The organism is Microbulbifer variabilis, from assembly GCF_052468405.1.
Map to the genome: position 1 here is coordinate 1,239,259 of NZ_CP174343.1, position 14,524 is coordinate 1,253,782.

Below are 14,524 nucleotides of genomic sequence, written 5' to 3' on the forward strand. Positions count from 1 at the left end.
GTGAGCTTTGTGTTTTTGTCCAGGACTTATGAAGAGTGAAAAAAGATATCTGATTTTCTGAATCAATTTTTTAACGATGCAGCCCGATTAAAAAATTAAAAAATAAGAAATTTTGTTATTTTTAATGTTGAAAAATACAGTATTGGTTTCATGGGTGGGACTCTAAATATCTTATTGTATCCTGCCTGTGAACTTATTAGTGGTGTATTGATGGTCAATTAGAGGTCGATTATTTCAGTGGAAATATGGCATTGCTGAAAGTCTTTATTATATTAAGCAGGGGTGCAGAAATCTAAGCGTTTTTAACTGCTAAGATTAAAAAATTAAATTTTACTGGTTTGGCGGAATAGGGTGAGACAGCCGGGAGCAAAAAAGATTTAAAAGTAATTACTTATATGGTGTAGAAAAAGCGGGCTAAGCCCGCTCTCTCATTTTTGAAGATTACTGTCCCAAAGTAAACAGCTGTGTATTGCCACCAGTGGCAACGGTATTGATGGTTTTGGTTTTCTCGGTAGCAAAACGGAATAAATAGTGGGGGCCGCCGGCTTTGAAACCGGTGCCGGAGAGGCCTTGGCCGCCGAATGGGTTCACGCCGACTACTGCACCGACCATATCCCGGTTTACGTAGCAATTCCCTACATTAACCCGTTTGAATACCGCGTCTGCTCGGCCCTCGATGCGGGAGTGCAGGCCGAAGGTAAGGCCGTAGCCGGTGGCGTTAATGCGGCGAATCATGTCTTCAAGTTCTTCCGCTTTAAAGCGTACCACGTGCAGGAAGGGGCCGAAGACTTCGCGCTTTAGTACAGAGAAGTCTTCAATTTCTACAACTTGAGGGCCGAAGAAAGTGCCTGTACCGGGCTTTTTATCTTCATCGAAGGCAAACAGCGTTTTGGCCTCTGTGCTCATACGCTCCCGATGGGCTTCCAACATGCCCAGTGCTTTGTCGTCGATTACTGGGCCGATGTCGGTATCCAGCTTGCCGGGATCGCCAAGGGAGAGTTCTTCACAGGCGCCTTTGAGCATATTGAGCAAGTTATCGGCGATTACGTCCTGTACACACAGAATGCGCAGGGCGGAGCAGCGCTGGCCGGCACTTAGGAAGGCGGATTGAATTACGTCATCTACTACCTGCTCGGGCAGGGCAGTGGAATCCACAATCATTACATTCTGCCCACCAGTTTCGGCAATCAATGGAACGATCGGGCCCTCTTTCGCTGCCAATTGCTGGTTGATCAGGCGAGCGGTCTCGGTGGAACCGGTAAAGGCTACGCCGCCCAAGCGGGGGTCTTCGATCAATAACTTACCTACGGCCGCACCGGTGCCGGTAACCAGGTGTAGTACTTTTGCTGGTACGCCAGCATCGAGCATCAGGCGGACGGCGTGGGCGGCGATTATTGGCGTCTGTTCAGCGGGCTTGGCCAGTACTGCATTACCAGCCGCCAGTGCGGCAACCACTTGGCCGGTAAAAATAGCCAAGGGGAAATTCCAGGGGCTGATAGCGACGAATACGCCACGGCCGCCTAGGTATAGTTGGTTTTTTTCACCAGTGGGGCCGGGCAGCTCCGTTGGTTCACTGAAATGCTGGCGCGCTGCATTGGCATAGTAGCGGCAGAAATCGACTGCTTCACGTACTTCGCTGATACCATCATTGAGAGTGCGGCCTGCTTCCAGGCAAATAATTGCGGCAAGTTCATTCGTCTTTTTCTCATAGAAATCGGCGATGCGATCGAGAATCGCGGCGCGCTCATTGCCGCCCATACGATCCCAGCCGATCTGTGCTTCAGTCGCAGAGGCGTAGGCTTGCTCAATCAGGTGCTTGTCGGTATTAGCGGTGTGGCCAATGACCTCGCCGGAAGCCGGATTGTAAACTGGCTCTTCGGCTTTACCCATAACACCGTTGATGATTGGGCCCCCGAGGAAATGCTTGCCGCGCTGCTTGTCCAACTCTTCCAAAAGCGGCTCTACAGAATTGGGATCGGTCAGCTCGATGCCGTGTGAATTTTTTCGTGGCAGGGCTTCTGCGCCCATATAAATATTCTCCGGTACAGGAATTTGTGGGTGGCGGTATGGGTTACAGGCCTCACTGAGGTCGAGAGTGTCCTGTACCAATGCCTCAATTGGGGTCTCCTCATCCATAAAGCGGTTTACAAATGAGCTGTTTGCGCCGTTTTCGAGGAGTCGGCGAACCAGGTAGGGAAGCAAGTCGCGGTGGGCGCCTACCGGAGCATAAACTCTCACTGGTACGCGTTTGCCGTGTACAGCTTCAATTTGCGCGTAGAGCAGGTGGCCCATGCCATGCAGGCGCTGGAATTCATAGTCAGTGCGTTCACCAGCCATCTCCAGGATCAGGCCTACGGTGTAAGCGTTGTGAGTAGCAAACTGGGGATAGATAGCATCACCGGCATCCAGCAGCCTCTTGGCACACACTTGGTAAGAAAGGTCAGTGTGACACTTGCGGGTATATACCGGGTAATCGGTCAGGCCCATCTGCTGGGCGTGCTTGATTTCGCTATCCCAGTAAGCGCCTTTCACCAAGCGAACCATTAATTTGCGGCCGGTGTCTCGACCAAGGGCGATCAGCCAGTCTGCAACATGGGGAGCCCTTTTTTGGTAAGCCTGCAAAACAAAGCCGAGGCCCTGCCAGTCCTTCAGTTCAGGGTCGCGGGCAAGTGCTTCGAAAATATCCAGGGAGATATCCAGGCGTTCCGCTTCCTCGGCGTCGATATTTAAACCCATATCATATTTGGCGGCAGCAACGCACAGGCGCTTTACCTGGGGCAGCAGTTCATCCATGACACGATCGCGTTGCAGTACGCTATAGCGAGGATGAAGGGCAGACAGTTTGATAGAGATCCCGTTAGCTTCGACAACGTCACGTTTGGTGTTGTCGTTACCGATGGCTTCGATAGCCATCATGTATGCATCGTAATAGCGCTGGGCATCGGCCATGGTGCGCGCACCCTCTCCGAGCATATCGAAGGAAAAGCGGGTGCCGGGCAGGTTTTCCTTGGGGCCGCGCTTAAGTGCCTCGTCGATAGTACGACCAAGTACGTACTGTCCACCCATGATCTTCATGGCCTGCATCATGGAGGTGCGCACCATGGGTTCGCCGATACGGCTGATCAGGCGTTTCATCCAATGGGAAGGGCGCTCGGTGATATCGGGGTCCAGCTCAACCACGCTGCCGGTAAGCATAAGCCCCCAGGTAGAGGCATTCACAAATAGTGAATCTGACTGGCCACGATGGCTGGACCAGTTGCCGGAATGCACTTTCTCAGCAATCAGTTTATCGGCAGTATCAGCATCGGGAACCCGAAGTAGAGACTCCGCCAGGCACATGAGGGCCACCCCTTCTTTGTTCGACAAGCCGAACTGCTGCAGGAAGGCGTCCAGGGTGCCACGCTTACTGCGCTGCTGGCGTGAGTGCCGTACCAGCTCGCGCGAGGTATTCAGAATTTTCTTGCGCAGGGCTTCACTGGGGCGCGGTGCGGCCAGGAGCTCACTTACACATTGGTTTTCGTCGGCATGCAAATACTCGCGTGCCTGTTCTCGGGCACTGTGTAGGTCTCCGGCGAAGTTTGTCGACATATCGTCTCCCAAGCTCTATATCTAGGGTCAGAATAAAAAACCGGATTATGTGCGAAAGTGCTTAGAATTAATCGCCATTTTGGCGCCAGTTGTGGTTAAATATCACGCCTAATTGCGTGATTGCCAGTAGGGTATTTTGTAATGTCTCGACAGTTGGAAGATCTTGATCGTATCGATCGCCAAATACTGCGTATCCTGCAACGCCATGGACGACTGCCAAACGTAGAGTTGGCACGCCGGGTTAATCTCAGTCCCACTCCCTGCCTGGAGAGGGTCAAGCGCCTCGAGCGAGAGGGATTTATCCGCGACTATGTAGCGTTGCTGGACCCGCTCAAGGTTCATGCCGGCCTGGTTGTTTACATCCAGGTGACTCTGGCTAATACAGCCACTGAGGCACTGGAAGCCTTTAACCAGCATGTGGCTGGCTTGGAGGAAGTGCAGGAGTGCCATATGGTGGCCGGTGGTTTTGATTACCTCGTAAAGATTCGCATTAAGGATATGCTTGGATACCGCCGTTTTCTCGGAGAGAAGCTGGCTTCAGTGCCGGGAGTACGCGAAACCCATACCTATGTGGTGATGGAGGAGGTGAAAACCGATACTGCCGTAGCGGTGCCGGACCCTGAGCCTAAGACCAAATCAGCCCGGCGCTGAGCCGGAAGCGCGCTTTAGGCGCGTGGTGGCCTGGAACCTATCTGGAACCTATGGGGAGTCGGCCACCGGGCAGATAATCATCAGGTAAGGTTGCCAGAGCTCGGGAAAATGACTCGCCAAAAAACTCCGTACCCGGCATGTGCTCCGTGTTGAGGTAAAACCCAATTGCTTTTCCCCACCGCTATCTTTGCTATTGATTGCGGAATTCATGGTGGAATAGGGTGAATTGGCAACCATTGTCGGTCGGTATTTTATTATCCTCGACATAACTTGTGCGCGGTGTCCCCGCCGCCGAATCAGAATGCGATAACGATAAAGTAGGTAATGTATGGATTTCTCACTGAGCGAAGAGCAGCAGATGATCCAGGACGCAGCACGTCAGTTTGCCGAGAGCGAATTGAAGCCTATAGCTGCGGAACTCGACAATACAGGTAACCGCCCTCTGATACTGGAGAAGCTCAAGGAATTGGCCGAACTGGGTTTTATGGGTATCAATATCGATCCCAATTACGGTGGTACAGGTGCAGGCACGGTGGCTTTTAGTTTGGCGATTACCGAACTGGCACGAGGCTGTGCATCCACTGCAACTACCACCTCGGTTACCAATATGGTGGCTGAAGTTATCCAGGCTGTAGGCAATGAGGACCAGCGCCAGAAGTACCTGCCAAAAATCTGTAGCGGGGAATACGCTGCGGGTTCTTTCTGCCTGACTGAGCCCGGCTCAGGTTCTGATGCTGCAGCTATGCGTACCCGTGCAGTAAAAGACGGCGATGAGTATGTGCTGAATGGCAGCAAATTATTTATCAGTAGTGCTGAATTTGCTGGCATTTTTGTTGTGTGGGCGGTTACCGACCCTGATGCCGCGAAAGGTAAAGGGATTTCCTGCTTCCTGGTTGAAGCGGGCACACCGGGGCTGATTATCGGCAAGGCTGAAGAGAAGATGGGGCAGAAAGCTTCTGTCACCAATGAAGTTTCCTTTGATAATTGCCGCATTCCCGCAAGTAACATGCTGGGTGAGGAAAACCGCGGCTTCCGAATCGCCGCGGGTGAACTTGCTGGTGGTCGTATCGGTATCGGTTCCCTGGCACTGGGAATTGGGTTGGAGGCGATGGATTGCGCCCGCGCTTATATGCACGAGCGCGAGCAGTTTGGTAAAAAACTGGCGCAGTTCCAGGGATTACAGTGGCAGCTGGCAGATAAGTACACTGAGCTCGAAGGTGCGCGCCTGTTGCTGTTACAGGCAGCTTGGCAGAAAGATGCGGGCATGGCTTTTGGCCCGGCGGCGTCCATGGGCAAACTGTTTGCCAGTGAAAAAGCCAATGAAGCTTGTTACTTAGCCCTGCAGATCCATGGTGGGGTCGGATATACCCGCGAGTACCCATTGGAGCGCATGAGCCGCGATGTGCGTATCACCACCATTTATGAGGGCACCAGTGAGATCCAGCGCCTGATCATTGCGCGTCACCTGCTTGATGTGCGTTGATTTAGTGATATAAGACCCAGAGGCTGGCTCTACCCAAATGGAGGAGTCGGCCAGTGGGCTCCATGCTTAAAATTGTCAGCAATCTTCCCTTCGCTACCGAATATCCCATCCTTACTGACAGATCCTACCTATTCTCTACTGGGAAATTCTTTTCCTGTTTTCCGGGAAAATATTTTTCAGAGCTTGTCCGCTAAACAGTACTTGCGGCCATTAAGAGTATCCGATAGCGGGTGAGAATGATGCTTGCTGACCAGGGAATCTCCGCGACTTTTTTAGCTCGCCTGGCATTTATTATATCTCTTCAGTTTTCTGTTTTCACTTATGCCGATCCACCTAATCCGGCGAGTGCTGTCACCCAAAAGGCCAATCAGACAGTTTTAAAAGAGTTGCCATTTGATAATCGGCAGGATTTTGAAAATGTAAAACGCGGTTTTATCGCGCCATTACCTGATAATGGCGTAATTAAGACCGAAAAAGGACAGCCTGTCTGGAATCTTGAAGCCTTTCAATTTGCACGGGATAAACCTGCACCAGACAGTGCCAACCCAAGTTTATGGCGACAATTACAGTTGATCTCCGAGGGTGGGCTTTATGAGGTAACTCCGCGAATCTACCAGGTGCGTAGCGCCGACCTCTCAAATATTACGTTTATTGAGGGAGAGACTGGGGTGATCGTAATGGATCCCCTGATCTCGGAAGAAACTGCGAAAGCAGCCTTGAAATTGTACCGGCAGCATCGAGGTAACAAGCCAGTGGTCGCGGTGATTTATACCCACAGTCATGTGGATCATTACGGTGGCGTACGTGGGGTGGTAAATGAGGAAGAGGTAAAATCTGGAAAAGTTAAAATCTTTGCTCCAAAAGACTTCCTGATTGAAGCGGTCAGTGAAAATGTCTTTGCCGGTAACCATATGGCGCGTCGCGCCAGTTTTATGTACGGTAATTTGATCCCAAAAGACCCTAAAGGTACGTTGGGGGCTGGATTAGGCCTGGAAACCTCTACGGGTACCGTCACTTTAATTGAACCCACCGACACTATTACAAAAACAGGAGAGACTCGAACCATTGATGGTCTGACTTTTGAATTTTTGATGGCACCGGGTTCTGAAGCACCGGCTGAAATGCATTTCTATATTCCCGAGCTAAAGGCAGTAACCGCTGCCGAAAATGCTACCCATACCTTGCATAATCTTTACACGCTTCGCGGGGCCAAGGTGCGCAATGCAAGGGATTGGTCGCGTTATTTAAATGAGACCATTCAGCGCTGGGGAGACAAGGCAGAAGTATTGTTTGCACCGCATCACTGGCCGACCTGGGGGCAGGAAAATGTTGTTAATCACCTAAAGAAACAGCGAGATCTTTATAAATACCTGAATGACCAGACCCTACGCTTGGCCAACCATGGCTATAACATGGTGCAGACTGCTGAGATGATGGAGCTTCCCCCAGAGTTGTCTCAGTATTGGGCCAACCGAGGTTACTACGGTAGTGTTAATCACGATACTCGCGCAGTGTGGAATTATTACCTCGGTTTTTTTGACGGCAACCCCGCGCGTCTTTATCCAATGCCTCCCACTGCTGCCGGCAAGAAGTATGTGCAATATATGGGAGGAGCGGCCAATATCATCAAGCAAGCCAAGAGAGATTATGATGCTGGCGAGTACCGCTGGGTGGCGGAAGTGCTGGATAGACTGGTCTCAGCCGAGCCGAACAATCGTGCTGCAAGAGATTTACTGGCCGATGCCCTGGAGCAAATGGGTTACCAACAGGAAAACGGAACCTGGAGAAACTTCTTCCTCAGCGGCGCTAAAGAGCTGCGGGATGGCATCGAGCGCCTACCGGTGCCGCTAACTGCCAGCGCAGATACTATTCGTAGTATGCCCACCGAGCTGATTTTTGATTATCTGGGGATTCGCTTGAATGGGCCAAGAGCGACAGGCAAAAAAATATCGATCAATATTAATCTTCCAGATATAAAAGAACGCTACTCACTGGTGCTGGAAAATGCAGTGTTGAACTATGGCCCTCCAGTTAATGACCCTCATTCCAGTGTCACAATAAAGCGTGAAGACTTGAATGATATTATCCTTGGTACCGCCACAATTCAGGAGAAGATGGAGGATGGTTCGATAAAAATAGTTGGGGATGTTGGCCAGTTGAAAACTCTTCTCTCCCTTATGGATCGATTTGACTTCTGGTGGAACCTGGTAACCCCAGAGCCTATGGAAAAAATGTCTTCAGGAGACTTCTGATGAGTGGTCCATTGCCAACTGTTGTTACCGTAGAAGAGGCTGGTGCGGATAAATATACGCAGATACTGCACTCGGGTCCCCATCGGTTAATTGCTGATGAGCCGGAGGATTTAGGCGGGCAAAATCGTGGACCAGGCCCTTACGAATATTTACTCATGGGGCTAGGAGCATGTACCAATATCACCGTGCGTATGTATGCAAATATGAAAAATATTCCGTTGGAGCGAATACAGGTCATCCTCTCCCATCGTAAGGTCCACCTAGAGGACGGGAAGGACTGTGAAAAAAGTTCGAAAAAAATTGATGAAATTGTGCGGGATATTACCCTGGAGGGGGAACTGACCGGTGAACAGAGGCAGCGCCTGCTGAAGATTGCTAATCGCTGCCCGGTACATCGGACTTTGACATCATCTATCACAATTCACACCCGGATTAGTTCATAAAGATCTGAAGATGAAGTTGGGAGATGCAATGCATTGAGGAGGTAATGTGAGTAAAAGCACTTTATCAGAAATGCTAAAAGGTTTTGGAAGTTTGGATGATATTGCTGCATCCTACTCGATTGATTGGAGGCAATCTATTTATGTGTGGTTGGCAGTGATGGTTGTGGTGATTTATAAGATATTTGTGATGCCCTGGAGAAGAAAAAAGAAGAATGACTTGTTTGTAGATTTGGATAATTTGAAGAACTTAAAATTGAATATTTCCAGAGATAATATCTCGAATAAGTCTAATGAGAAAGGTCCAGGCGAGTACTTTCTAAATGAGAGTGATCTGAGTTTCTTTGAGAAAAATGGATACCTCCCACCTTTTCGTGTGATTTCTTCAGATGAGGCTGAAGAACTTAAGGGGGAGGCGATGTCCAGTTTTAAAAATGATTTTGACGGGTTCAGCTTTCTTGGAAAGCTAATCCCGGAAATTGAGAAAAAACAAGGTCAGTGGAGTATTGAAAGTGCTGGGTTGTATCAGGCACTTCGAATGAAGTCATTTCGCAATTTGATGCGAAAGCCTCAGATTTCTCAACGTATGGCTAGCTTATTAGGTAAGGAGGTTATCTGCTGGCGCTCACAATTTTTTGATAAGTTGAGAGGTGGGCGGGGTACTATTTGGCATCAAAATGCTACATTCAGGGAGACTGGAAAATATGCTAAGTTGCAGCCCACTAAAGAGACAGATCCTGCAATTATACAATTAAACGCCTGGGTTGCACTCACTGATACTAATCAGGAGAATGGCTGCTTGAGGCTGTTGCCGGGATCTTTTGTCGATGCAAGAATGGATTACTTATATAGTTATGTGTTGGATAATAAGCTTTTTTACATGGCTCTGATTCCACATGCTTTTTCACATTTTTATGTCCTTTTAAAAATAGTACTTTATGGGCAGGTTTTTGATAAAGGAATGTTTGTTTTTTTGACTGCGGTTGAATTACTTGGTGAGGATTACTTTGATCGATTTGATGTGGTAGATATGGAAATGAAGGCAGGGGAGTGTTTGATTTTTTCTTCTTTAAATATGCACGCCTCTTATCCTAATATGAGCAGTAAAGAGGATCGATTTTCCTTCGTTGGGCGATGTACTGCTAATCATGTAAGGGTTGCTCCTTCCGGAAAGGACTTCTATTCAACCGCAGAGGGGTTGATAGAGTACGACTTGCCGGAAGTTTCTAATTTTCAAGTTTATGGGAGGGATAGTTATGGCTATAACAAGATTATGAAAGATTAAATTATGATTTTTAGGCTAGGGCACTAGTGTTTAAATGGGAGAGTTTTTAGGAGTTTAAATTTTACTGTATTGTGGGGAGTTGAAATCCGGTATGGTCTCATCACAGGGTTTTACTTGGTGCGCAGATGAATCTACTTTCCCGGCTAATCTCTTTCTAATTTGTTGTACTTTTTATCTGAGTGAAGACTGATAGAGGTTGGTGTTGAAAGGTCTAGAATGTACTATTTTCTAGATTTTTTTTGTTGAGTGTAGGTCCTCTGGAGGTCTATTTTTATTTGGTTTTTGGGTCTTCTTGGCTAAAAATCGTAGAATGCCATCTTCAATCGGGTTATTCAGTAAAATCTTTATATCTTCTTCATAGTTATTCAATAGGCGCCAAGGATATTTTTTACCTTGACGAGGAAGGGCGCTGTTTCCTCTTTTAACATAGCCGGAATCCAGCTCACTCATTACCGAAACATCCTCAGCGCAGTTCTCCATGTCGGTTGCGCAACAAAAATCATATTCATGTTTATCCATGTAGGCTAGGAGTCGGCAAATATAGCGAGCGGCAATATCTGCTTTTAAAGTCCAGGGTGCGTTAGTATAGCCGAAGATCCAGGACATATTGGGTACACCCTCCATCAGAACCGCTTTATAAGTTAATTTTTTTCTGGCCTCTACAAGATCATCATCCAGGTATAATTCCACTCCACCTAATACTTGTAAGTTTAAGCCGGTAGCAGTGACAATGATATCAGCGTTGAGGTGACGGCCTGATTTAAGCTGTATGCCATTTTCGGTGAGCATTTCGATTTCCTCTGTTTCCATGGAAACCTTGCCGGATTTAATTACCTTAAACAAGTCATCATTTGGTACCGCACAGAGCCTCTGATCCCAGGGATTGTAGCTTGGAGTGAAATGGCGCATATCATAGCCAGTTGGTAATCTCTTGCGAATACCACGCAAGAGCAATTTGTGCACAAATTTTGGCCAGCGTTTTGAAGCCTTAAATAGCCAGCGTTGCACTCTGATATTCCGCCAGCGAGCCATTCTAAACACCCAGGCCTTTGGTAGGAATTTCAGTAGTAGGGATGATACTTTGTCAAAGGCTGGTACGGATAATATGTAGCTGGGAGAGCGCTGCAGCATGGTTACATGCTTGGCTTTTTCCGCAAGTGCGGGAACTAGAGTAACCGCTGTTGCTCCACTGCCGATGACAATGATCGTTTTATTACAGTAGTCCAGTTTTTCCGGCCAATGTTGCGGATGGATATAGTCACCCTGAAAATGTTCTGCTCCAGGAAGCTCAGGCAGGTATCCCTGATGATGATCATAATACCCTGTACAGGAAATCAGGAAACGACAGCTATAGCTGCACCGTTCACCGGTTTTTAAGTTAATTCCGTCGATAACCCAGATTTTTTTTTCGCTATCCCAATTGGCTTTGGAAAGTTCAATGCCGAAATGAATATGCTCCTTAATGGAATATTCTTCGGCAGTATCGCTGATGTATTGTTGGATAGAGGGGCCATCGGCCAGCACTTTGAGGCCAGGCCAGGGGTGAAAATCAAAACCAAAACTGAACATATCTGAATCGGAGCGAATTCCTGGATAGCGAAATAAATCCCAGGTTCCACCGACTTGTTCGCGGCGGTCCAGAATGGCAAAACGTTTTGTAGGGCACTCGCGACTGAGGTGGCAGGCTGCGCCAATACCGGAGAGGCCAGCACCGATAATTAGTACGTCAAAATGAAGCAGTTCCAAAATCAATTACCTGGCTGATTGGTAGGTGTTTATAGACTGCGTAGAACCAATGCTGATTTATTGCTACATTGCGACAAAAAATTATCTTGAGGCGCCAGAGGCGTTTTGGAGGGGCAGTGGGAAGCGTAATACGAGCCAGTGTGCTCACGGGATATGGCGAATTAGTGGAGGCTTTGGGTGGTAATACCGCTAGCTATCTCACTGAATTCAATATACCGCAGGATATTGTGGTGTCCGACACTCGTCTCTTGTCCCATGCCGATGTTGCGAGTTTGTTGGAAGTCTCCGCACAGCGATTACAGTGTGAGGACTTTGCGCTGCGCCTTGCCTTTCATCAGGGAGTAGACAGGCTGGGGGGAATCGCTGTGATTGCCTGCAACTCTACAACGCCAAGGGAGGCGGTGGAGGCGGTAGGTAGATTTATGCCTCTGCATAGCCCGGCAACCCAATTGCGTCTGGAGCCTGTAGGCGACGGGCATTGTGAGCGCTTGGTATTTAACTTACTTGACCCAGCTTTGTCACGATTTACCCAAATCCATGAGCAGACATTGGGTAATGCATTGGCAATGTTACGTATGCTGATGGGGGCGGATGCTGCACCACAACGGGTTTTGTTGCCGCACAGTCCGATCTCCAACAGGCAACGTTATCACGAGTACTTTTCCTGTCTAGTGGAATTCCAGTCGGGCTACTGTGCTATGGAGTTTCCCTCTGACCAGTTGGATAGTCAATTGCCCTCTGCCGATCCCGTGACCAAGCGTTTGGCTACCTGCTATCTGGAGCAGCAATTTTCCTCATCAGCAGCGTCTCTGGGTACCAGAGTGCGGGAACTATTACGGCAGTTGTTGCCAACGGGAAAATATCAGGTGGCGGTGGTTGCTGATCACCTGAGCTTGCACCCCCGCACTCTACAAAGGCGCTTGGCAGATGAAAGTCTGCGTTTTGATAGCTTACTGGATCTGGTGCGTAGGGAGCTGGCGGCAGAGTATCTCTCAGATGCCAGTCTTGCATTGGGGCAGATAACGGGTTTATTAGGATATGCCGAGCAGAGTACTTTCCAGCGCTCCTGTAGGCGTTGGTTTTCCGATACGCCACGCAACCATCGGCGTCGCCTTACTCGTGCGCAAGCTTTAGAGCGTAAAGGTTTGGCTACTGCAGATCAGTAGTCTGTTAGCTCAACCTCTCCGGGGCGCCAAGTCTTTTCCAGCCAGGGGCCTAATGGGCCATATAGGCGCAAAATAACAAAGAAGCCTTTACCCGGCACTGTCTCCAGCCAGTTGTTTTCAAATCCTTTCGGCGCTACGGGACCGAAAAAAATATCGTAAGAACCATCAGTGTTTTTCTTGATACCTTTGCTCTGGCTGCTTACCGAGGGAAACTCCTGGCTTGTCTTTAGCTGGGAGCGGGTTTGGCTGTCATAAATGTTAACCGCCCAAAATGCATTGACAGGTACATCGGGTGGCAGGTGCAGTTTGTATTTCCTGGCGCCATCAAAGGGCTCTTTGTTTTCGTCGACAAAGGCAATGGCATAGTCAGAACCTTTACCTGGCTCGATGGCTGTCATCGCTGGGCTGACACCGGTGTAAGGGTAGAAGTAGCTAACACGGGCATCACTGTTAATCGTTTTACCATCGGGCCCATTGAAGAAAATATTTTTACCCGGGAAGGCCATCACCCAGGCGCTGTCGGTGCCCGGATAGATTTTGACATCGGATAATGATTTGTCTGTGCGTGGGTACCAGACAATAGATCGGGCGATGCCATTACCGATGCCAACTGCATCGGTCAGTATCTTGATCATGCGTTCATCGGGGCTAAAAGCCTTACCTTTCTCAATGCCGATAGAGGCAAACAAGCCGCGAGTTTCCGGATTTAGCATTCCTATCCATTCGTATTGGATGATCTCATTTAAGTGCTTGTAGAACTTGTAGTTGTTGGGGTGGATGGTGTTGAAGGCCTTGCCAGAGGCGCTAATAAACACCATGCGCGGAGGGTGATTCTTCTTGGAGAGGGGGTAGATCCTCAGTTTGTCTTTAACGCTCTGTACAGCTTCATCCAAGTCCTGGTTGCTGGGAGAGCGCATAAAGACCCATACCCGGTAAGAGCGAGGATATACAGGGAAGTAACCGAAGGGAAGATTGCCTTTATAGTCGGGTGGCAGGACTAGATATTTTCCTCCCCGACCCTTATCGGGGCCGGAGTTACCTATGTCTTCCGCATAGCGAAACCAGGCATCATTGAATGCGCCCATCACATTCGGTGGTGCGTGTAGAACTGTAGGGCCATCTCTCTTCAGGTCCAGGAAGGCCAGGGTGTAGATGGTGGATGTATTGCCGGTAAGGAACAGGGATTCGGAATTCATTAGTCGATCGAAGATCAGCACTTCATGGGCCGACTTGGCGCCGAGTTCGTACCCACCTTTCATGAGTGCATGTACTGATGCTCCCTGAATACCTTTCAGGAAGCTATCTACCGCGCGCATATGGTCCAGATAGTCATATAGCTTTTCAGCTGTCTCAGGGTAAGGCGCGCCGTCGCGAAACTTTAATAAACCGATACTACTCTCGACTTTATCCGGGGTGCTGATGGACTCTATGGTTTCCGGGCCGACGTCTGTGCTAGCAAATGTAGCGGGTAAGTAAAAGGTAAATAAAAAGAGGGCCATCAAAAACCCTCCGTGGATGCAAGGACGTACTTGCTGGAGAGGCAGCCATGACCGGTGGTTCAAATTCTGTTCCTCCATTGGTGAGGTTGCCTTTGAGTAGATTAATGACAGGAAAGGCAATAGCTTCCAATGCTTCAGCTGTAAGTTATTTTCCGCGCAGGGAAGCCTTTAGAAGTAAAAAGGTGTCATTTACTGGCGCGTATAAAAGAGAATTTGGCAACTACATATTAGTCGCTTCTGCTGATGGACTCTTTGTCAGTTTCAGAAGTGGCGCAAATTTATAACATGTTTTGACAGATGGCGTATTACGTAGAAATTCATGCAGGGACAAGTTGTAAAAACCTGGGAATAACACTCTCATAATATTAATTTCATCAAGAGCTTTGAGCGAATATGTTAAGTGGTCTTTATAAT

Annotated in this window: 10 protein-coding genes; 7 read left to right on the top strand and 3 right to left on the bottom strand. The window is 48.7% G+C overall.

From position 1 onward, the window contains the following. Window positions 1-441 precede the first annotated feature (441 nt). A complete protein-coding gene (gene putA, locus ACJJJB_RS05925) occupies window positions 442-3,588 on the bottom strand; it encodes a bifunctional proline dehydrogenase/L-glutamate gamma-semialdehyde dehydrogenase PutA (protein ID WP_445365883.1) in 3,147 nt (1,048 codons plus the stop codon). 141 nt (window positions 3,589-3,729) lie between these two features. On the opposite strand from putA, the gene ACJJJB_RS05930 reads away from it, so the two are divergent. The 5 genes from ACJJJB_RS05930 to ACJJJB_RS05950 all read left to right on the top strand — a co-directional run bounded on the left by ACJJJB_RS05930 (window position 3,730) and on the right by ACJJJB_RS05950 (window position 9,699). Then, on the top strand, window positions 3,730-4,239 hold the full coding sequence (locus ACJJJB_RS05930) for an Lrp/AsnC ligand binding domain-containing protein (RefSeq protein ID WP_020415006.1): 510 nt from the start codon (window positions 3,730-3,732) through the stop codon (window positions 4,237-4,239). Between the two features lie 328 nt (window positions 4,240-4,567). Then, a complete protein-coding gene (locus tag ACJJJB_RS05935) occupies window positions 4,568-5,722 on the top strand; it encodes an acyl-CoA dehydrogenase family protein (RefSeq protein WP_020415007.1) in 1,155 nt (384 codons plus the stop codon). Window positions 5,723-5,958: 236 nt separating this feature from the next. Continuing rightward, entirely contained in the window at window positions 5,959-7,974 is a 2,016-nt protein-coding gene (locus ACJJJB_RS05940; RefSeq protein ID WP_353375174.1) for an alkyl/aryl-sulfatase, read from the top strand. Further along, a complete protein-coding gene (locus ACJJJB_RS05945) occupies window positions 7,974-8,417 on the top strand; it encodes an OsmC family protein (RefSeq protein ID WP_445365884.1) in 444 nt (147 codons plus the stop codon). The genes ACJJJB_RS05940 and ACJJJB_RS05945 overlap by 1 nt, the downstream gene beginning before the upstream one ends. A gap of 46 nt (window positions 8,418-8,463) precedes the next feature. Beyond that, window positions 8,464-9,699, top strand: coding sequence for a phytanoyl-CoA dioxygenase family protein (locus tag ACJJJB_RS05950; protein ID WP_445365885.1), 1,236 nt, complete (start codon window positions 8,464-8,466; stop codon window positions 9,697-9,699). A 228-nt stretch (window positions 9,700-9,927) separates the two neighbouring features. On the opposite strand, the gene ACJJJB_RS05955 is transcribed toward ACJJJB_RS05950, so the two are convergent. Continuing rightward, on the bottom strand, window positions 9,928-11,445 hold the full coding sequence (locus ACJJJB_RS05955) for a flavin-containing monooxygenase (RefSeq protein ID WP_445365886.1): 1,518 nt from the start codon (window positions 11,443-11,445) through the stop codon (window positions 9,928-9,930). A 116-nt stretch (window positions 11,446-11,561) separates the two neighbouring features. Between ACJJJB_RS05955 and ACJJJB_RS05960 the strand changes: the two genes are divergently transcribed. Beyond that, the gene (locus tag ACJJJB_RS05960) at window positions 11,562-12,611 is read left to right on the top strand and encodes an AraC family transcriptional regulator ligand-binding domain-containing protein (protein ID WP_445365887.1); all 1,050 of its coding nucleotides are present in this window, start codon (window positions 11,562-11,564) and stop codon (window positions 12,609-12,611) included. On the opposite strand, the gene ACJJJB_RS05965 is transcribed toward ACJJJB_RS05960, so the two are convergent. Beyond that, window positions 12,605-14,110 carry a DUF1254 domain-containing protein gene (locus tag ACJJJB_RS05965; protein ID WP_020415012.1) on the bottom strand — a complete coding sequence of 502 codons (1,506 nt, stop codon included), beginning with the start codon at window positions 14,108-14,110 and terminating at the stop codon, window positions 12,605-12,607. The two genes, ACJJJB_RS05960 and ACJJJB_RS05965, sit on opposite strands and share 7 nt — an antisense overlap. A 47-nt stretch (window positions 14,111-14,157) precedes the next feature. Here ACJJJB_RS05965 and ACJJJB_RS05970 point away from each other — a divergent pair, with 47 nt between their 5' ends. Further along, window positions 14,158-14,394: a hypothetical protein gene (locus ACJJJB_RS05970; RefSeq protein WP_157533694.1), complete on the top strand. Its 237-nt coding sequence runs from the start codon at window positions 14,158-14,160 to the stop codon at window positions 14,392-14,394. The last annotated feature ends 130 nt before the right edge of the window (window positions 14,395-14,524 follow it).